17 protein-coding genes are annotated in these 17,778 nt (G+C 72.6%); 9 read left to right on the top strand and 8 right to left on the bottom strand.

What is annotated here, in order from left to right; all coding sequences use genetic code 11:
- Positions 1 to 5: 5 nt before the first annotated feature.
- Positions 6 to 1,385, bottom strand: coding sequence for a cytochrome P450 (locus tag IG88_RS0115765; RefSeq protein WP_031040671.1), 1,380 nt, complete (start codon positions 1,383 to 1,385; stop codon positions 6 to 8).
- A gap of 34 nt (positions 1,386 to 1,419) precedes the next feature.
- Entirely contained in the window at positions 1,420 to 2,799 is a 1,380-nt protein-coding gene (locus IG88_RS0115760; protein WP_031040668.1) for a cytochrome P450, read from the bottom strand.
- A 193-nt stretch (positions 2,800 to 2,992) separates the two neighbouring features.
- On the opposite strand from IG88_RS0115760, the gene IG88_RS44955 reads away from it, so the two are divergent.
- From IG88_RS44955 to IG88_RS0115745, 3 genes are read left to right on the top strand one after another with little or no spacing between them, the layout of a single operon-like run.
- Entirely contained in the window at positions 2,993 to 3,898 is a 906-nt protein-coding gene (locus IG88_RS44955; RefSeq protein ID WP_267884657.1) for a zinc-binding dehydrogenase, read from the top strand.
- Positions 3,895 to 4,653, top strand: a complete 759-nt coding sequence (locus IG88_RS0115750) for a 4'-phosphopantetheinyl transferase family protein (protein WP_051851922.1) — start codon at positions 3,895 to 3,897, stop codon at positions 4,651 to 4,653. Before IG88_RS44955 ends, IG88_RS0115750 begins: the two co-directional genes overlap by 4 nt.
- Before the next feature lie 20 nt (positions 4,654 to 4,673).
- The gene (locus IG88_RS0115745; RefSeq protein ID WP_234332156.1) at positions 4,674 to 5,696 is read left to right on the top strand and encodes a dihydrodipicolinate reductase; all 1,023 of its coding nucleotides are present in this window, start codon (positions 4,674 to 4,676) and stop codon (positions 5,694 to 5,696) included.
- 85 nt (positions 5,697 to 5,781) lie between these two features.
- On the opposite strand, the gene IG88_RS0115740 is transcribed toward IG88_RS0115745, so the two are convergent.
- The 3 genes from IG88_RS0115740 to IG88_RS0115730 all read right to left on the bottom strand — a co-directional run bounded on the left by IG88_RS0115740 (position 5,782) and on the right by IG88_RS0115730 (position 9,579).
- Complete coding sequence (locus tag IG88_RS0115740; protein WP_031040656.1) at positions 5,782 to 7,611, bottom strand: glycoside hydrolase family 18 chitinase; 1,830 nt, start codon at positions 7,609 to 7,611, stop codon at positions 5,782 to 5,784.
- A gap of 133 nt (positions 7,612 to 7,744) precedes the next feature.
- Positions 7,745 to 8,386 (bottom strand): response regulator, encoded by a 642-nt coding sequence (locus IG88_RS0115735; protein WP_031040654.1) that lies wholly within the window; start codon positions 8,384 to 8,386, stop codon positions 7,745 to 7,747.
- Positions 8,383 to 9,579 (bottom strand): sensor histidine kinase, encoded by a 1,197-nt coding sequence (locus tag IG88_RS0115730; RefSeq protein ID WP_031040652.1) that lies wholly within the window; start codon positions 9,577 to 9,579, stop codon positions 8,383 to 8,385. Before IG88_RS0115730 ends, IG88_RS0115735 begins: the two co-directional genes overlap by 4 nt.
- Before the next feature lie 152 nt (positions 9,580 to 9,731).
- Between IG88_RS0115730 and IG88_RS0115725 the strand changes: the two genes are divergently transcribed.
- Positions 9,732 to 10,316, top strand: coding sequence for a hypothetical protein (locus IG88_RS0115725; protein ID WP_031040649.1), 585 nt, complete (start codon positions 9,732 to 9,734; stop codon positions 10,314 to 10,316).
- The gene (locus IG88_RS0115720) at positions 10,313 to 10,501 is read left to right on the top strand and encodes a DUF5708 family protein (protein WP_031040646.1); all 189 of its coding nucleotides are present in this window, start codon (positions 10,313 to 10,315) and stop codon (positions 10,499 to 10,501) included. The genes IG88_RS0115725 and IG88_RS0115720 overlap by 4 nt, the downstream gene beginning before the upstream one ends.
- Here the strand turns inward: IG88_RS0115720 and IG88_RS0115715 are convergent.
- From IG88_RS0115715 to IG88_RS0115705, 3 genes are read right to left on the bottom strand one after another with little or no spacing between them, the layout of a single operon-like run.
- On the bottom strand, positions 10,498 to 11,070 hold the full coding sequence (locus IG88_RS0115715) for a cob(I)yrinic acid a,c-diamide adenosyltransferase (protein WP_031040644.1): 573 nt from the start codon (positions 11,068 to 11,070) through the stop codon (positions 10,498 to 10,500). The two genes, IG88_RS0115720 and IG88_RS0115715, sit on opposite strands and share 4 nt — an antisense overlap.
- Positions 11,071 to 11,083: 13 nt before the next feature.
- Entirely contained in the window at positions 11,084 to 11,833 is a 750-nt protein-coding gene (locus tag IG88_RS0115710; protein ID WP_031040642.1) for an ABC transporter permease, read from the bottom strand.
- A 17-nt stretch (positions 11,834 to 11,850) separates the two neighbouring features.
- Positions 11,851 to 12,633 carry an ABC transporter ATP-binding protein gene (locus IG88_RS0115705; protein WP_031040640.1) on the bottom strand — a complete coding sequence of 261 codons (783 nt, stop codon included), beginning with the start codon at positions 12,631 to 12,633 and terminating at the stop codon, positions 11,851 to 11,853.
- A 92-nt stretch (positions 12,634 to 12,725) separates the two neighbouring features.
- Between IG88_RS0115705 and IG88_RS0115700 the strand changes: the two genes are divergently transcribed.
- The 4 genes from IG88_RS0115700 to IG88_RS0115685 all read left to right on the top strand — a co-directional run bounded on the left by IG88_RS0115700 (position 12,726) and on the right by IG88_RS0115685 (position 17,724).
- Positions 12,726 to 13,367: a TetR/AcrR family transcriptional regulator gene (locus IG88_RS0115700; RefSeq protein ID WP_031040637.1), complete on the top strand. Its 642-nt coding sequence runs from the start codon at positions 12,726 to 12,728 to the stop codon at positions 13,365 to 13,367.
- A 136-nt stretch (positions 13,368 to 13,503) separates the two neighbouring features.
- Complete coding sequence (locus tag IG88_RS0115695) at positions 13,504 to 14,352, top strand: 3-hydroxyacyl-CoA dehydrogenase family protein (protein ID WP_031040634.1); 849 nt, start codon at positions 13,504 to 13,506, stop codon at positions 14,350 to 14,352.
- A gap of 182 nt (positions 14,353 to 14,534) precedes the next feature.
- Positions 14,535 to 14,858: an STAS domain-containing protein gene (locus tag IG88_RS0115690; protein WP_030402718.1), complete on the top strand. Its 324-nt coding sequence runs from the start codon at positions 14,535 to 14,537 to the stop codon at positions 14,856 to 14,858.
- A 232-nt stretch (positions 14,859 to 15,090) separates the two neighbouring features.
- The gene (locus IG88_RS0115685; protein ID WP_031040630.1) at positions 15,091 to 17,724 is read left to right on the top strand and encodes an ATP-binding protein; all 2,634 of its coding nucleotides are present in this window, start codon (positions 15,091 to 15,093) and stop codon (positions 17,722 to 17,724) included.
- The last annotated feature ends 54 nt before the right edge of the window (positions 17,725 to 17,778 follow it).

The following is a 17,778-nucleotide window of genomic DNA, read 5'->3' as shown; positions in this document are numbered from 1 at the left end:
CCGGCTCAGCGCCTCACGAGCCGGGCCCACACGGGCTTGTCCGGGCGCAGGTTCCCGGTCTGCTGGAACGTGACGGTGTCGTCCTCGGACGTGATGCGGAAGCGGCGCAGGACCGCCTCCAGCAGGACCGTCGCCGCGAGCAGGGCGAAGTGCTCGCCGATGCACACGTGCGGACCGCCGCCGAACGGCAGGTAGGCGTAGCGCGGCCGGCTCTGCTCCCCGAGGAACCGTCCGGGGTCGAACCGCTCGGGCTCGGGCCAGAAGTCCGGGTGACGCTGGGTCACCCAGGGCGAGAGGAACACCGCGGTGCCCCTGGGCACCTGGTAGCCGCCCAGGACGATGTCCTCGGTGGCCAGGTGCTCGGTCATGTACACGGGCGGGTAGAGCCGCATGCTCTCCAGCAGGCACGCGCGCACCAGCGACTCGCGTCGCTGGGCGTACTCGGCCAGGTCGCCCCCGTCCCGCAGGAACGCCCCGGTCTCGTCCGCCGCCTTCTGCTGCACCCCGGGGTGGGAACCGAGCAGGTGCAGGGCGAAGGTGAGCGCGGTGGCGGTCGTCTCGTGCCCGGCCATCATCATCAGCAGCGTCTGGTCGCGGATCTCCTGGCGGGACAGTCCCTCACCGGTCTCCGGGTCCCGGGCGGTGCGCAGCCGGGTGACGATGTCGTCCCGCTCCTGGCCGGCGGCGAGGTGGTCGGTGCGGGCCAGGATGCGGTCGATGAGCGCGTACAGCTCCTGACGGGTGCGCACGAAGGCGCGGTTGCGCGGGGTGGGTACGGGCAGCGGCGGCTTCACGAGCTGGGTGGTGCGCCGGATGATGAGTTCGTTGGTCAGCGGGATCAGCCGGTGCAGGTCGGGTGCCGTGTCGTCGATGTCCCCGCTGAACAGGGCGCGGCCCACCACGCGCAGCGAGTAGCGCAGCATGAGCCGGTGCAGATCGACCCGCTCCGCGTCGGCCGGCACGTCCTCGGTGGTCACGCGCTCGGCCTCGGCGACCATCAGTGCCGTGTACTCGGCCACCCGCCGCGGCGTGAACAGAGGCTGCAGCGTCCGGCGCTGGCGCCGCCACTCCGCCCCGTCGGTGGTCATCAGGTTCCGGCCGATCATGTCTTCCAGCACCTGGGTGCTGGCCGGTCCGCGGCCGATGGTGCGCTCGGTCTGGGTGAGCACCTGCTGTGCGGCGTCGGGGTGGTAGGCGGCCACGACCCGCTTGCCCAGCTTCCCCTTCGGCCCGAAGGGGAAGGCCACCATCTCGCCGTGCTCGCGGAAGGAGCGCTCCAGCACCGAGATGGGGTCGCGCAGGAACTCCGGGGCCACTCCGGCCAGCGCGCTGCCCTGCGGGCCGGGAACCTCGTCGAAGGTGCCGGTTCGCCGTGTCGTGGTCATCGTTTCGCTCTCGCTCGTCCTGTCGGGCCGGGGGTCAACGGAGGGTGAAGGTGGTGCGCACGTCGCTGTCCGGCCGGATGCTGTTGAGGACCTTCATGGAGATCCGTTCGTCGTGCGACGTGATCCGGTAGGCGCGCAGCAGGGCCTCGAGCAGCACCATGGACGCGAGCATGGCGAAGTGCTCGCCGATGCACACCCGCGGCCCCCCGCCGAACGGGAAATAGGCGTAGCGCGGCCGGTCGTGCCTGCCGACGAAGCGACGGGGATCGAAGCGCTCCGGGTCGGGCCAGAACTCGGGGTGCCGGTGGGTGACCCAGGGCACCAGGAAGACGGAGGTCCCCTTGGGCACCAGGTAGCCGTTGAGATCGAGGTCCTCGTTGGCGACCCGCTCCGTCATGTGCACCGACGGGAACAGCCGCAGGCCCTCGCTGAGCGCGGCCCGGCCCAGCGTGTCACGGTTCTGCGCGTACGCGGCGGCGCCGGCGCCGGACGCGTGGTGGGCCCGGATCTCGTCGGCGATGTCCTGCTGCACGTCGGCGTGCAGACCGATCTGGTGCAGGCCGAAGGTCAGTCCCATGGCCGTGGTCTCGTGCCCGGCCATGAACAGCAGCAGAGCCTCGTTGCGTACCTCCTGCTCGGTCAGCGCCCGGCCCGTCTCCGGGTCCCTGGCCTCGCGCAGCCGGGAGACGATGTTGTCCGCGGAGTGGTCCGAACCGGCGCTGCCGGAGCGGTTGATGACCCGGTCGATCAGGTCGTACAGGCCCGCGCGGGTGCGCACGAACTGCCGGTTCGTCGGGGTCGGCAGGCTCAGCGGGAGCTTCGGGATCTGGGTGGTACGGGCCATGATGCCGCGGTTGGCCTCGGGGATGAGGCGGTGCAGGTCGCCCTCGGCGTCGTCCATGTCGCCACCGAACAGCGCCCGGCCGACGACGCGCAGCGAATAGCGCATCATCGCCTGGTGCAGGTCGATCTCCTGCCCCTCGTACTGCTTGTGCTCGACGAGGATCCGTTCCGCCTCCTCCGCCATCAGCTCGGTGTACCGGGCGACGCGCTTCGGGGTGAACAGGGGCTGCAGGATGTGCCGTCGGGCCCGCCAGTAGGGGCCCTCGGTCGTCATCAGTCCCTTGCCCACCAGCTCGTGAGTGGCCCGGAAGCCGTCCGTGTCGCGGCCGAAGGCGCGCTCGGACTCCATGAGGATCCTGGTGACCAGGTCGGGGTGGTAGGCGGCCAGGATCGTCTTGCCTATCGCCACCTTCGGGCCGAAGCGGTACGACACGAGGTCGCCGTGCTGCTGGAAGCCGTTCATGAGGAAGCCGAGCGGGTCGGCGTTGAATTCGGGCAGCAACCCGGCCAAGGCATGCCCCTTGGGGCCCGGAATATCCTGGAACGGTTTGAGGCGGACGGTGCTCGGCATGGTTTCCTCTCCGAAGCCGACGCCACTTCAGTGGGGTCGGAGAGCGGTCGTTAGCACGTGCTTGGCGATGGTATCCCCGCCAACTCCGCCAAGGGAAGGAGGAATTGTCTGGCGCTCGGCAACCGGAGCCACTAGTGTGGTCGCCGTGCGAGCGGTCCAGATATCCCATTCCGGCGGTCCAGAAGCCTTGGAAGTGGTCGATGCACCCGAACCGAAGGCCACCCGTGGCGAGATCGTCATCGACGTTTCCTTTGCCGGTGTGAATTATCGTGACACCCACCTGTCGGAGGCGGTCGAGCGCTCCGGCGGTATACGGCCGCTGATCCCGGGCATGGAGGTCGTCGGGCGCGCGCCCGACGGCACCCGGGTGGCAGCCGTGGTCCCCCGGGGCGGTTACGCCGAGCGCGTGGCGGCACCGGCCGCCCTCGCGGTACCGGTGCCGGACGAGGTGGACGACCTGTCCGCGCTGGCCCTCCTGGTGCAGGGCACGACGGCCTGGCTGCTGGTGCACGAGTGCGCCCGGCTGCGGGCCGGCGACACCGTTCTCGTCCAGGCCGCGGCCGGCGGGGTCGGCTCCCTCCTGGTGCAACTGGCCCGGGCGGGCGGCGCCGGGCGCGTGGTGGGCCTCGCGAGCACCCCCGCCAAACGGGAACTCGTCAAGGACCTGGGCGCGCACGACGCGGTGGACTCGGGCGCCGAGGACTGGCCCGCCCTCGCCCTGCGGGCCAACGGGGGACAGCGCTTCGACCTCGTCTGCGAGATGACCGGCGGACGGTCGGCCCGGCTCGGCCGCTCGGTGCTGGCGCCCCTGGGCCGGATGGTCTCCTTCGGACTGGCCGGCCGCCACCAGCCCGACCCGGTCGATCCGGCCGAGCTGATGAACACGTCCACGATGGTCGGCGGCCTGATGCTGGAGCACGCCATGGACCGGCCCGGACTGTTGCAGAAGGCGATCGGCGAACTCTTCGACGAGGTCGCGGCGGGCCGGCTGCACGTGGTGTCGGGCGGTGTGCACCCGCTCTCCGAGGCGCGCCGGGTGCACGAGGAACTCGCCGCCCGCCGCACCGTGGGCAAACTCGCCCTGGACCCGCGCAGGTGACCGCGCCTCCGATCGGCATCGGGGCCGGTGAGTGCCAGGTGTGGACGACGACCGCCGAAACCCATCTGTCCCTGCTCGACCTGCTGGACGACGCCGAGCGGCAGCGGTGCCGGGAACTGACCGAGGCGCGGGTGCGCGCGCAGTACATGACGGCACACGCGTTCGTCCGCCGGATCGTGTCCTCGCTGACCGGTGCCGACCCGCGCGCCCTGCGGTTCGAACGGGTCTGCCAGCGCTGCGGCGGCCCGCACGGCAAGCCCCGGCTCCTGTGGCCCGGCCTGGAGGTGTCCCTGTCGCACTCGGGCGAGCGGGTCGCCGTGGCGGTCAGCACCGCGGGCCCGGTCGGGGTGGACATCCAGTACCTGGTGACGGACGGCAGGGCGAGGGACTCCGTCCTGGCGGAGCCGGAACGCCGCACGCTGCTGGCCCTGCCCGAGGAGCGGCGCGCCGCCGCCTTCACCCGCTACTGGGCGCGCAAGGAGGCGGTGCTGAAGGCGACGGGGGACGGACTGACCGTCGACCCGGCCGACCTGACCGTCAGTGGTCCCGACGAGCCGGCCCGCCTGCTCGGGTGGCGGGGGCGGCCCGACGCCGTGCCCCGCATCGCCCTCACGGACCTCGACACGGGGCCGGGGCACCGGCTCGCCGTCGCACTGTGGGGGCCGGCCGGCGGCGCCCGCGCACCGGCCGCCGTGCACCACCACGGCATCACGGACCTGTCGGCGCTGCGGACGCAGCCGCCGCCCCACACCTGAGGAGGAGACCCTTGTACCGGGTGATCCAGTGGTACACAGGCACCATCGCCAAGAAGCAGATCGAGTTGCTCGCGCGGTCCGACGAGCACGAACTGGTCGCCGTCGTGACCCAGAACCCGGACAAGGACGGCCGGGACGCCGGAGAGATCGCGGGCATCGGCCCGATCGGAGTGCCGGCCACCACGGACGTGGCGGCGGCCCTGGCGACGGACGCCGACTGCGTTCTGCTCAACCCGCCCTTCTGGGACGCCGGGCTGACCGCCCGCATCCTGCGCTCGGGCAAGAACGTGGTGACCCCGACCGGCGGGTTCGAGCTGCGCGGCACCCCCTTCCACGAGGACCTGGAGAAGGCCTGCGCCGAGGGCGGCAGCACGCTGACCGGGGGTGGCAACATGCCCGGTCTGCTCAATGACGTGATGCCGCTCGTGCTGTCCGGGTACACACGGGGCATCCGCGGCGTGTGGACGCGCGAGCGCAACTTCCACCGGGACTACGCGGCCGCCGACGTCCTCCAACTGCTCGGCTTCGGCGCCCCGGTCGAGGAGTGCGGCCCCGACAGCCCCCGCGCCGGGATGCTCGGACAGGCCTTCCACTGGTACGAGGGGCAGGCGGCCCGCCTGGTCACCGGTGCGCTGGGACTCGAACTCGACGAGCTGCGCACCACCGCCTGGGAGATCCTCCCCGCGCCCCGCGACATCCACCTGCCGGCCAGCGGCCTGACCATCCGCGAGGGCACGGCGGCGGCCATGCGGTACGCCTTCACCGGCTACGTCGCCGGTGAGCCCTGGCACACCACGGTGATCGAGCACGTGGCGGATCTCGGCCTCGGCGACGGCTGGCAGCAGTCGGAGAGCGACCCCGAGTTCTCCATCCGGGTGGACGGCGACCCCGGGCTGTCCGTCGACTTCGCCCACCTCGGTGTGGACGGCCTGATCCAGCTCAACGCGGCCCGGCTGGTCAACCTCGTCGGCCCGGTCTGCGCCGCCGAACAGGGCTGCCGGACCATTCTCGAACTGCCCTTCGTGACCGGCACCGCGGCCTGACGCGACGCGGGACACGACGGGCCGGTCCGCACGAGCCGGGGCCCGCCGCCCGAGGGCGGCGGGCCCCGGCCCTGTCAGGCGCGGGTCACTTCAGACCGCTGTCGATGGCGCTCACCAGTTCGCCGTTGGCGGTGTCGCCGCTGAACTCCCAGAAGAAGGCGCCGCCGAGGCCCTGCTGCTCCGCCCAGTCCATCTTGGACTTGATGGTGGCCGGGGTGTCGTAGGACCACCAGTTGGTGCCGCAGTGGGCGTACGCGGTGCCGGCGACGGTGCCGGTGGACGGGCAGCTGTTCTTGAGGACCTTGTAGTCCTCGATGCCCGCCTCGTAGGTGCCGGCTGCCGGACCGGTGGCGGTGCCGCCGGGCGCGGACTGCGTGACGCCGGTCCAGCCGCGGCCGTAGAAGCCGATGCCGATCAGGAGCTTGTTGGCCGGCACGCCCTTGGACTTGAACTTCGCCATCGCGTCGGCGGTGTTGAAGCCCTGCTGCGGGATGCCGTTGTACGAGGTCAGCGGCGAGTGCGGGGCGGTCGGGCCCTGCTTGTCCCACGCGCCGAAGAAGTCGTACGTCATCACGTTGTACCAGTTGATGTACTTCGACGCCTCGCCGTAGTCGGCGGCGTCGACCTTGCCGCCCGCCGAGCCGTCGGCGGTGACGGCCGCGGTGATCAGGTAGTCCTGGCCGAACTCGGCGCGCATGGCCTTCATCATGCTGCTGAAGGCGTTCGGGGCGCTGGTCTCGTCACAGCTCAGACCGCAGGCGTTCGGGTACTCCCAGTCCAGGTCGATGCCGTCGAAGACGTCGGCCCAGCGCGGGTCCTCGACCAGGTCGTGACAGGACTTCGCGAACGCGGCGGGGTTCTTCACGGCGTCCGGGAAGCCGCCGGACCAGGTCCAGCCGCCGAAGGAGTACAGGATCTTGATGTGCGGGTACTTGGCCTTCAGCTTGCGGAGCTGGTTGAAGTTGCCGCGCAGCGGCTGGTCCCAGGTGTCGGCGACGCCGTCGACGGACTGGTCGGCGGTGTACGCCTTGTCGTAGTCGGCGTAGGAGTCGCCGATGGTGCACTTGCCACCCTGGACGTTGCCGAAGGCGTAGTTGATGTGCGTGATCTTGTCGGCGGAGCCGGAGGTGACCAGGTTCTTCACGTGGTAGTTGCGCCCGTAGACGCCCCAGTTGGTGAAGTAGCCCATCTTGACCTCGGCACCGGGGTCGGGGTTGCCGCCGTCCCCGCCGCCGGTGGTGGTGACCTTCACGGCGCCGCTGGCCGGACCGGTCTGGTCGGCGGTGTCGCGCGCCTTGACGGTGTACGAGTAGGAGGTGCCCTTGGTGAGGCCGGTGTCGGTGTACGTGGTGCCCGTCACGGTGGCGACCGTGGCGCCGTCGCGCAGGACGTCGTAGTTCTTGATGCCCTTGTCGTCGGTGGCCGCCGTCCAGGACAGCTTCACCGAGGTGTCGGTGATGCCGGAGGCGGTGGGCGTGCCGGGCGCGGAGGGCGCCTGGTCGCCGGGGACGGAACTGCCGTCGCAGCTCCCGCCGTTGAGCTTGCAGTTGGCCGGGGAGCCGGGGCCGCTGCCGTTGAAGCCGAAGGAGACCGAGGCGCCGGGGGCGAGCGTCCCGTTCCAGCCGACGTTCTTGGCGGTCCAGTGGTCGCCGGAGTTGGTGACGGTGGCGTCCCAGGCGGAGGTGACCTTGGTGCCGGCGGGGAAGTCCCACTCGACGGTCCAGGAGCTGAGGGAGGCGGTGCCGGTGTTCTTCACCGTCCACTGGCCGCCGAAGCCCGAGCCCCAGTCGGAGGTCTTCTGGAAGGTGGCCGTCGCGCTGCCGGCCGCCTGCGCCGGGCTCGCGAGTCCGACCAGCCCGGCGAGGGGGAGCGCCAGGGTCGCTGCGAGAGCCGCGGCCTTGTGTCTGAAGCGCATGTGCGCCTCCTTTTTGGGGGTGTTGTCGAGGGCATGACTGAGCCTCATGCCCGCAGTGCGGCGAGAATAGAAAGGTCTGGACCACGGGTCAATAGGTCTGGACCAATGTGACAGCGCGTGGTTGAGGGCGGAACTAGATCCCCAACTCCTGCGCCAGCACCGCGGCTTGCACCCGGCTGCGCAGCCCCAGCTTCCCCAGCAGTCGGCTGACGTGCGTCTTCACCGTCGCCTCCGCCATGTCCAGCCGTTCGGCGACCGCCGCGTTGGACAGCCCCTCGCCGAGGCAGGAGAGCACCTCGCGCTCACGCCGCGTCAGGTCCCGCAGCACCGCCGGGTCGGCGGCCGGCTCCCGCACCGGCTTCGCGGCGAACTCGGCGATCAGCCGCCTGGTGACGGCCGGCGCCACGATGCCCTCGCCGCCCGCCACCGTGCGCACGGCCGCGATCAGGTCCTGGGCGTCGGTGTTCTTCAGCAGGAACCCGGCGGCCCCCGCCCGCAGCGCCCCGAAGACGTACTCGTCCAGGTCGAAGGTGGTCAGCACGAGCACGTCGGCGAGACCTTCCCCGACCACGATCCGGGTCGCCGACACCCCGTCCAGGCGCGGCATCTGCACGTCCATCAGCACCAGGTCGGGACGCAGCTCGCGGGCCAGCGCCACCGCCTGCTCGCCGTCCGCGGCCTCCCCGGCCACCTCGATGTCGGGTGCGCTGCCCAGGATCAGCACCAGCCCCGCACGGACGGCGGACTGGTCCTCGGCGACGAGGACGCGGATCATGCGAGGTCTCCTTCGGTCAGGGGGAGGGTGGCGCGTACGGCCCAGATCCTGTCGCCGGCCGGGCCGGGGCCGGGCATCGGCCCCGCCTCGAAGGTGCCGTGCAGCAGCGCGGCCCGCTCCCGCATCCCGACCAGCCCGGCGCCCGAGCCCGGGGCCCGGGGCGCGTCCCGGTCGCCGCAGGGGCTGGTCACCCGGATCCGCAGGGAGCCCTCCTGCCGGTCGAGCCGCACCCGGACGGTGCCCTTCGACGCGTGCTTGAGCGCGTTGGTGAGCGACTCCTGCACGATCCGGTACGCGGCCAGTTCGACCGGCGCGGGCAGGTTGTCGCCCGGGGCCGCGTCCAGGACGACGTCCAGCCCGTTGGCGCGGGCCGCGTCGACCAGCGCGCCGAGCCCGTCGAGGGTGGGCGCCGCGGCGGGCTCCGCGCTCCCGCCGTCGTCGCGCAGGATGCCGATCAGGCGGCGCATCTCGGCCAGTCCCGCCACGCTGTTCTCGCGGATCACGCCGAGGGCCTGCCGGGTGGTGGCCGCGTCGTCCAGGGAGAGCGCGGCCGTGGAGTGGATGGCGATCGCGGAGAGGTGGTTGGCGACCATGTCGTGCAGCTCCCGGGCCATCCGGGCGCGCTCCGCCGTCACCGCCTGGACCCGGTCCGTCTCGGCCAGCAGCGCGGTCTGCTCGGCCCGCAGCAGGGCGGCGTCGGCGGCCTCGCGGTGGTTGCGGACGATGAGCCCCGTGGAGGCGGGCCCGAACGTCACGATGCCGACGGCGACGCCGATGAGCAGCGCCTCGGGCGCCCGCCACACCGCGAACGGCACGACCGTGCCGGCCACGGTGAGCAGCCCGGTGATCCACGGGATGCGGCGGGCGGAGGCGGGCGGGCCGTAGAGCACGGCGGCGTACATGAGGTCGGTGTACATGATCAGCGTGACCAGGCTGCCCTGGGTGAACGTGTCCGCGACCAGCGCGGCGGTGCCGGTCAGCAGCCCGGTGCGCGGCGCTGCCCGGCGCAGCAGTTCGCAGCCCGCCATGACGGCGAGGGGCACCAGCAGCGGCCAGCGGCCTTCGAACAGCACGACGGGGTCGTCCGCCCGGCGCACGCCCAGGCCGATGCCCCACAGCAGCAGTCCGCCCAGCAGCCCCGCCGACGCGGCGTACACGTCGAAGCGGCGCGGGCGGGGGAGTCGTACGGCCATGCCACCATCCAACACGGACCGCGCCCGGTGCGCCTGATCCCGCGGGAGGGTCCGGCACTGCACCTTTCGATGTACCGGAGGTTCGTCACCGGCGACGACGAACGCGGCGTTCTCCGGCGGGAGCCTGGGAGGGTGAACGAAGGGAGTGCGTCGTGGTCGTCGCGTTGATCATCGCCTGCGAGGTCGGCTTCTGGGTGCTGCTGGCCCTCGGACTGGGCGCCCGCTACCTGCTGAAGTGGCGGCGGACCAGTGTGGTCCTGCTGCTGTGCGAGCCCGTGCTGGAACTGGTGCTCTTCGCGGCGACGGCCTGGGACCTGAAGAACGGCGCCGAGCCCGGCTGGGAGCACGGCCTGGCCGCGCTGTACATCGGCTACACCGTCGGCTACGGCCACTACACGATCCGCTGGCTCGACGGCCACGCCGCCCACCGCCTGGCCGGCGGCCCGCCGCCGGTCAAGCCCCCGCGCTACGGCATGGCACGGGCCCGGCACGAGGGCCGGCTGTGGCTGCGCACGGTGCTCGGCGCCGCCGTCGCCTGCGCGCTGCTCCAGGGGGCGGTCTGGTACGTGGGCGACGCGGGCGACATCTCGTCCCTGCGGGGCTTCCAATGGGTGGCCGTCAGGGCTGCCGCCATCCACGGCCTGGTGGCGCTCGGGTATCTGATCTGGCCGAAGAAGGCCCCGGCGGGGACGCCCGAGGTCCCGGCCGAGCGGCGGAAGCAGGAGGCACAGCGGTGACCCGGGAGTCCAAGAACCTGCTGGAGGGCGCCGTCACCCTGCTCGCCGGCCTGGCCCTGTGGCTGTTCACGGGTGACGTGGAGGTCCCCGTCGTCACCCTGACGAAGGTGGGCGCCGTCCTGATGTGCGTCGGCGGCGCGCAGACCGTTTGGGGCGTGTACGGTGCCGCGCGCCGGTCGCCCTAGCGCTCCCCGCCCGGCACCCACAGTACGTCGCCGACCTCCTTGTTGGCCACGCGGGCCAGGATGAAGAGCAGGTCGGAGAGGCGGTTCAGGTAGGTGGCGGTGAGCGAGTTCATCGTCTCGCCGTGGGCCTCCAGCGCCGCCCAGGTGGAGCGCTCGGCCCGGCGGACCACCGTGCACGCCTGGTGCAGCAGGGCCGCGCCGGGGGTGCCGCCGGGGAGGATGAAGGAGCGGAGCTTCTCCACCTCGGTCAGGAAGCGGTCGCAGTCCGCCTCCAGCTTGTCGACGTAGAACTGCTCGACCCGCAGCGGCGGGTACTCCGGGTTCTCCACCACCGGCGTGGACAGGTCCGCGCCCACGTCGAAGAGGTCGTTCTGGACGCGGACGAGGACCTTGACGACCTCCTCGGACAGGCCGCCGAGAGCGATGGCGGTGCCGATCACCGCGTTCGCCTCGTTGGCGTCGGCGTACGCGGAGATCCGCAGGTCGGTCTTGGGCACCCGGCTCATGTCGCCGAGGGCGGTGGTGCCCTTGTCGCCGGTGCGGGTGTAGATGCGCGTCAGGTTGACCATGGGGCCAGCGTAGTTACGCCCCGGCGGTCCGGAACACGCGTGTGCCCACCGTCACGGCCAGCGCGGTGAAGCCCAGGGCGACGAGGACGCCGTAGAGCATGTGCGCCGTGGCGTAGGAGCCGACGTAGGCGTCCCGCACCGCGTCCACCAGATAGCGGAACGGCATCAGGTGCGAGAGGACGTCGAGCCACGCCGGGCCCAGCGTCATCGGGAGCATCAGGCCGGACAGCAGCATCGACGGCATGGTCAGGGCGTTGATCGTGGGCCCGAACTCCTGCGGGGTGCGGACCTTCATCGCCAGCGCGTACGACAGCGACGCCAGCGAGACCGTGAGCAGCGCGACGAACGCGAAGCCGATCAGCATGCCGGGCAGCGGCGCCCGCAGGCCCATGGCCACGGCGGCGAGCACCAGCAGCACCGCCTGGAAGGCGAAGACGGTGGCGTCCCGCAGGACCCGCCCCAGCAGCAGCGCCAGGCGGCTGACGGGCGTGACGCGCATCCGCTCGACCACGCCCTGACCGTTCTCGATGATGATCGAGAAGCCCGCGAAGGACGCGCCGAAGAGGCCCAGTTGCAGCAGCAGGCCGGGGACCAGCACCTGCCAGGAGCTGCCCCGCCCGCCGAGCGGCAGGTCGGTCAGCAGCGGACCGAAGAACAGCAGGTACAGCAGCGGCATCAGCACCCCGAACAGCAGGGCGAAGCGGGAGCGCAGGGACTGGCGCAGATAGCGGCCGTAGATCAGGCCGGTGTCGTGGAGCAGCATCGGGAGTCCTCGGAGGGTCAGACGGCGACGGGGGTGGCGTCGGCCGGAGCCGCGCTGCGGCCGGTGACGGCCAGGAAGGTGTCCTGGAGGGAGGCGTCGGGCGAGCCGCCGTACTCGAGCTTCAGGGCGGCCGGGGTGCCCTCGGCGACCACCACGCCGCCGTCCACGACGACCAGGCGGTCGGAGAGGGCGTCGGCCTCGTCGAGGTAGTGGGTGGTCAGGAAGACCGTGGTGCCGTGCTCGTCGCGCAGGGTGCGGACCAGGTCCCACAGGTCGGCGCGGCTGCCCGGGTCCAGGCCCGTCGTCGGCTCGTCCAGGAAGAGCACCGCCGGGCGGTGCGTGAGCGCCATCGCGATGTCCAGGCGCCGCCGCTGCCCGCCCGAGAGCGCGCCGCACTTGCGGTCGAGCAGCCCCGACAGGCCCAGGTCGCGGGCGAGTTCGCCGGCGCGCTCGGCCGCCCGCGCCCTGGACAGCCGGTACAGGCGGCCCTGGGTGACCAGTTCCTCCCGCACGGTGATCTGCGAGTCCACCCCGCCCGACTGCGCCACGTACCCGCACGCCGCGCGCACCCCGGCCGGGTCGGTGGCCAGGTCGTGCCCGGCGACGGTGGCCGCGCCGCCGGTGGGGGCGAGCAGGGTCGTGAGCATCCGCAGGGTGGTGGTCTTGCCGGCGCCGTTGGGGCCCAGGAAGCCCAGGATCTCGCCCTCCCGGACGGTGAGGTCGATGCCGCGCACCGCCTCCACCGGGCCGCGTTTGGTCGCGAAGGTGCGGGCCAGTCCGGCCGTACTGATGATGGTCATGCGCCCAGAAAAACAGAGTCACTTAAATTTTGCAATGCCTCCAAGTTTTCACCGGTACCAGTGAGGAGTGCGGGCGCGGCTAGGATGCGGGCATGGCCGAGGGACTCAGGGAACGGAAGAAGCGGCAGACCCGGCAGTACATCTCGGACGTCGCCACGGGGCTGTTCCTGGAGCGCGGCTTCGAGGCCGTGACGGTGGCGGAGGTCGCCGACGCCGCGAACGTCTCCGTCAACACCGTCTACAACTACTTCCCGGCCAAGGAGGACCTGTTCCTCGACCGTTCCAAGGGCGTGGTCGACCGGCTCTCGCGCTGGGTGCGCGGCCGGCGCGACGGGGAGTCCGCCGCCGGCGCCGTCCTGCGCGAGCTGCGCGAGGAGGTCGAGTCGGTGTCGCCGCGCCTCGGCCTGATGGACGGGTACGCCGCCTTCATGAGGGTCGTCCAGGAGTCGCCCGCCCTGCGGTCCCGGATGTGGGCCATCGGCCAGGAGGTCCTCGCCGACCTGGAGCGGACCCTGCGCGAGGAGACCGCCGCCCCGGCCGAGGACCCGCTGCCCACGCTGATGGCCGGTCAGATCAACTGGCTGCACGGCACCGTGATGACGGAGATCGGCCACCGGATGGTCGCCGGCGGAAAGCCCTCGGAGGTCTCCCGCGAGGTGCTCGTGCTGCTGGACGAGATGGCGGACCTGCTGAGCGGGAAGGTCCTCAACTACGCCGTACGGGGCGCGGGGTGACACCCGAATGACACCCCTCGGTGTGACGTCCGTCATTTGAGACGTGACGCGCGTTACTAACCGGTCACACAGCGCCCCGCGCCCGCTAATCTCCGGCCGAGAGACGAGAATCAGCGCGTACCAGGGGAGTCGCACAGTGGCACGGAAGCTCGCCGTCATCGGAGCCGGTCTCATGGGATCGGGCATCGCCCAGGTCTCCGCCCAGGCGGGCTGGGACGTCGTCCTGCGCGACGTCACCGACGAGGCGCTGCGGCGCGGCACCGACGGCATCAAGGCGTCGTACGACAAGTTCGTCGCCAAGGGCAAGCTCACCGCCGACGACGCCGACGCCGCGCTCGGGCGCATCACCACGACCACCGACCTGGACGCCGCCGCCGACGCGGACGTCGTCGTCGAGGCCGTCTTCGAGAAGCTGGACGTCAAGCACGAGATCTTCCGTACCCTGGACAAGCTGGTGAAGGACGGGGCGATCCTCGCGTCCAACACCTCCGCCATCCCGATCACCAAGATCGCGGCCGTGACGGAGCGCCCGGAGCGGGTCGTCGGCACCCACTTCTTCTCGCCGGTCCCGATGATGCAGCTGTGCGAGCTGGTACGGGGCTACAAGACCAGCGACGAAACGCTCGCCACCGCGCGGGAGTTCGCCGAGTCCACCGGCAAGACCTGCATCGTCGTCAACCGCGACGTCGCCGGTTTCGTGACCACCCGGCTCATCTCCGCCCTCGTCGTCGAGGCCGCGAAGCTGTACGAGTCGGGCGTCGCCACCGCCGAGGACATCGACCTCGCCTGCAAGCTGGGCTTCGGCCACGCCATGGGGCCGCTGGCCACCGCCGACCTCACGGGCGTCGACATCCTGCTGCACGCCACCGGCAACATCTACACCGAGTCCCAGGACGAGAAGTTCGCCCCGCCGGAGCTGATGCGCCGGATGGTGGACGCCGGTGACATCGGCCGCAAGAGCGGGCAGGGCTTCTACAAGCACTGAGGTCGCACCGGCCCCGGCGAACGTCACACGCCGGGGTGAATTCGGTATCGGTTCGCTTACAGGCGGCAACCTCCGGTCGTTTCGGCCAGTCAGAGGGTGCAACACCTGATATCGCCGAGAGACCACCACGCACGGACGACACGCACGCACGACGAAGACAAGACGCACGCCGGGGAGCGCATATGCACATCAGGGGCGACCACGTCGAGCTGGTCGTCGGGGGCCGCCTCGACGTCCGCAGCGCGGCGGACGCCCGTACGGTCCTGCACTCGGCCGTCGACGACGGAGTCGGCGACCTGGTGCTCGACCTGTCAGAACTGGACTCCTGGGACGCCACCGGTCTCGGCGTGATCATGGGGGCCCACCGGCGGGCCGGCCGCTGCGGCCGGCGCCTCGTGCTGCGCGCCGTGCCGCCGCAGATGCAGCGGCTGCTGGTGGCCACCCGGCTGCACCGGATCCTGGCCATCGAGGGCGGGATCGGTGTGGAGACCCTGCCCCGCGTGTAAGGGGAGGTTCACACCTCCGACACACGCAATCCTCACGAGACCGTGACCTCTCGGACGGCCCGGCACCCCGGACTGTCGGAGATACTGGGCGAAGGTTTAGGGTCTGGCTGCCCGCTGCCTTTGCAAACCCGCCGGCGGGCCCGGACCAGAAGCGACAGCGCGGTGTGCGGCAAGGCCGGGAGGGTGGTCCCTGCCGGGGCCCTGCACACGACGCTCTTGGGGGCTTGAACCAATGGACCCGAACACCCGGGGCCCTGAGGACCACGGCCAGGACGGCGGCCGGCACACGCCGCGCCCGCGCCCGCCCAGGGACCCCCTCACCTCCGACTTCGGACAGCACGCACCCGCGCTCGCCCGCACCGTGCGACTGGTGTCCGGCGACTTCCTGCTCACCGTCAACCCCGTCGACGGCAGCGAGATCGAGGTCTGTCCGCCCGCCGACCGGCCCGCACCGCCCGAGAAGCTCACCGCCGCCGAACGCGCCGAGGCCGAGCGCGCCGCACGGCCGCCCGTCCCGCCGGGCCCGGTCCGCACCGTCCTGGGACTGCTGGCCCGCGAGGACGAACGCGAACGCCTGGTCCGGCTGCTCGCCCGCGGCCGCTCCGTGCGCCTCACCGGCCCCGCCGGCTCCGGCCGCACCAGCCTCCTCGACGTGGTCGCCGAGGACTGCGCGGGTCTCGCGCCCGACGGCGTCGTCCGCCTGAACGGCCACCACCGCAGCGCCGACGACCTGCTCCACGACCTCTTCCACGCCGTCCACCACGCGCCCCTGCACCGCCCGGACCGCACGGAACTCCTCGCCCGCCTGCGCGAGGTGGGCGCGGTCGTCGTCCTGGACGACGCCGAGTTCGGCGGCACCGCCCTCGACGAACTCCTCGACGCCACCCCCGAGTGCGCCTTCCTCATCGGCGCCACCCCGGACGTGCCCGCGCCCTCCGCCGAATCCGGCGTCGAGGAGGTCTTCCTCCCCGGCCTGGACCGCTCGGACGGCGTGGAGCTGCTGGAGCGCGCCGCCGGCCGGGCCCTCACCGAGGAGGAGGCCAACTGGGCCGGAGACCTCTGGTTCGAGTCCGAGGGCCTGCCGCTGCGCTTCGTCCAGGCCGGTGCCCTGCTGCGCCGCCGGGACCGGGAGCGGGCCGGCGCCGACGCCGTCGACGAGTTCGGCGTCTTCGCCGACGCCCGCCAGGGCGACGACACCCCCTACGAGGCCACCGAGGCCGACGACGACGTGCCCCTGCCGTCCCTCGGCGAGGCCGCCGCGCCCGCACCGCTGCTCGCCTCCCGGCTGAGCGCCTCCGCCCGCGCCACCCTGGAGTTCGCCGTCGCGCTCGGCGGCGAGGTGCCGCACCAGGCGCACCTGCCCGCCCTGGTCGGCGACACCCACGCGGACGCCGCCCTCGGCGAACTGACCGACTGCGGACTGGTCTCCCCGGTCGGCTCCCGCTACCGGCTGGCCGCCGGGGTGCTCGCCCAGTTGGAGAGCGCCGGATACGCCGACGACGTGGCCGAGCGCGCGCGGTCCGCCGCCCAGCACTACGCCTGGTGGGCCGGTCACCCCTCGGTCACCCCCGAGCGGGTGTGCGCCGAGGCCGACGCCGTACTGGCCGCCCTCGCCGTCCTGGTGCCGGCCACCACCGCGACCGCCGAGGACGAGGACAGCCCGGCCGTCCAACTGGCCCGCACCGCGGCGCCCGCGTTCGCCGCCGGACTGCACTGGGGCGCCTGGGAACGGGCCCTGCGCTCGGGCACCGAGGCCTCCCGGCTCGCGGGCGACGTCGCCGAACAGGCCTACTTCCACCACGAACTCGGCGTCCTCGCGCTGTGCCAGGACCAGTTGGACCGGGCGCGCGCCGAGCTGGAGGCATCCATCGGGCTGCGCGGCGCCCTCTCCGACAAGCGCGGCGCCGTCGCGGGCCGCCGCGCCCTCGCGCTGGTCGCCGACCGCACCGGGGACACCCCGGGCCCGGGCATCGGCGCGGGCGCCTTCGGCGTACCGGGCGCCGCCGCCGGGCTGGGCGTCGCCGGGGCGGGTCTGGGACCGACGGTGGGGGAGGAGGTGCCCGACGCCCGCACCGAGGAGTCGGTGTCGCCCTCCGCGGGCGTCCCCGAGCCCTTCCCGCCGCTCCAGCCGCCGCCGCAGTCCCCGACCCTCGTGACCCGCCGCGAGCCCGACGAGGAGCCGTCCCGCACGGTCGCCGGCGGCATCAAGGGCTTCGCCCGGCGCAACCTCGTGGCCGCCGGAGCGGGTGCGCTGCTGGTCGCCGTGCTCGGCACGGTGGTCACCCTCGGGGCCACCTCCGAGAACGACGCGGGCGACCCCTCCAACGAGGTCGGCGGCACCCCCTCGGCGAGCCAGGGCATCGACGACGGCAGCCTGGACGCGGACCTGCCCTCCGACGACGGCAAGGACCAGCAGGTGTCGGGCAGTCCGGCCGACCCGGGCACGGGCACCCCCGGCCCGTCGGGCGACCCGGAGCCGACCGAGTCGGACCGGCCCTCCGACGGACCGAGCGACTCCGGGCAGCCCGGCGACCCGGGTTCCGGCGGCCCGAGCCGCCCGAGCGACCCGACGACGTCGTCGAAGCCCCCCACCTCGCCGAGCCCGTCGAAGTCGACGCCCACCGACCCCCCGTCGTCGCCCTCGCCCTCGCCGGACGAGTCCGAGACGGAGCCCGACCCGCCGGAGTCCTCGGACCCCGGCACGCCGCCGGAGCCGCCCTCGAACAGCGCCGGCGACCTCACCAGTCCCACGGCCGCCCACTCGCCCGCGGACACCCCGGCCGCCGCCGCGAGCGGCACCGAGGAGACCGGCACCGCAACGGAACCCCCGGCCGGCTCCGGCCCGGAGGCCGGCCAGGTCGTCTGACCCGGCCGGCCGGGCAACCGCGCACGAAGAAGGACCGGGTCCGCCCGTCGGGCC

Origin of the sequence: Streptomyces sp. NRRL F-5650 (assembly GCF_000721365.1) — a bacterium.
Lineage (GTDB): Bacteria > Actinomycetota > Actinomycetes > Streptomycetales > Streptomycetaceae > Streptomyces > Streptomyces ardesiacus.
Note: the sequence above shows the minus strand (reverse complement) of the source record. Positions and strands in the feature narration are given on the sequence as shown.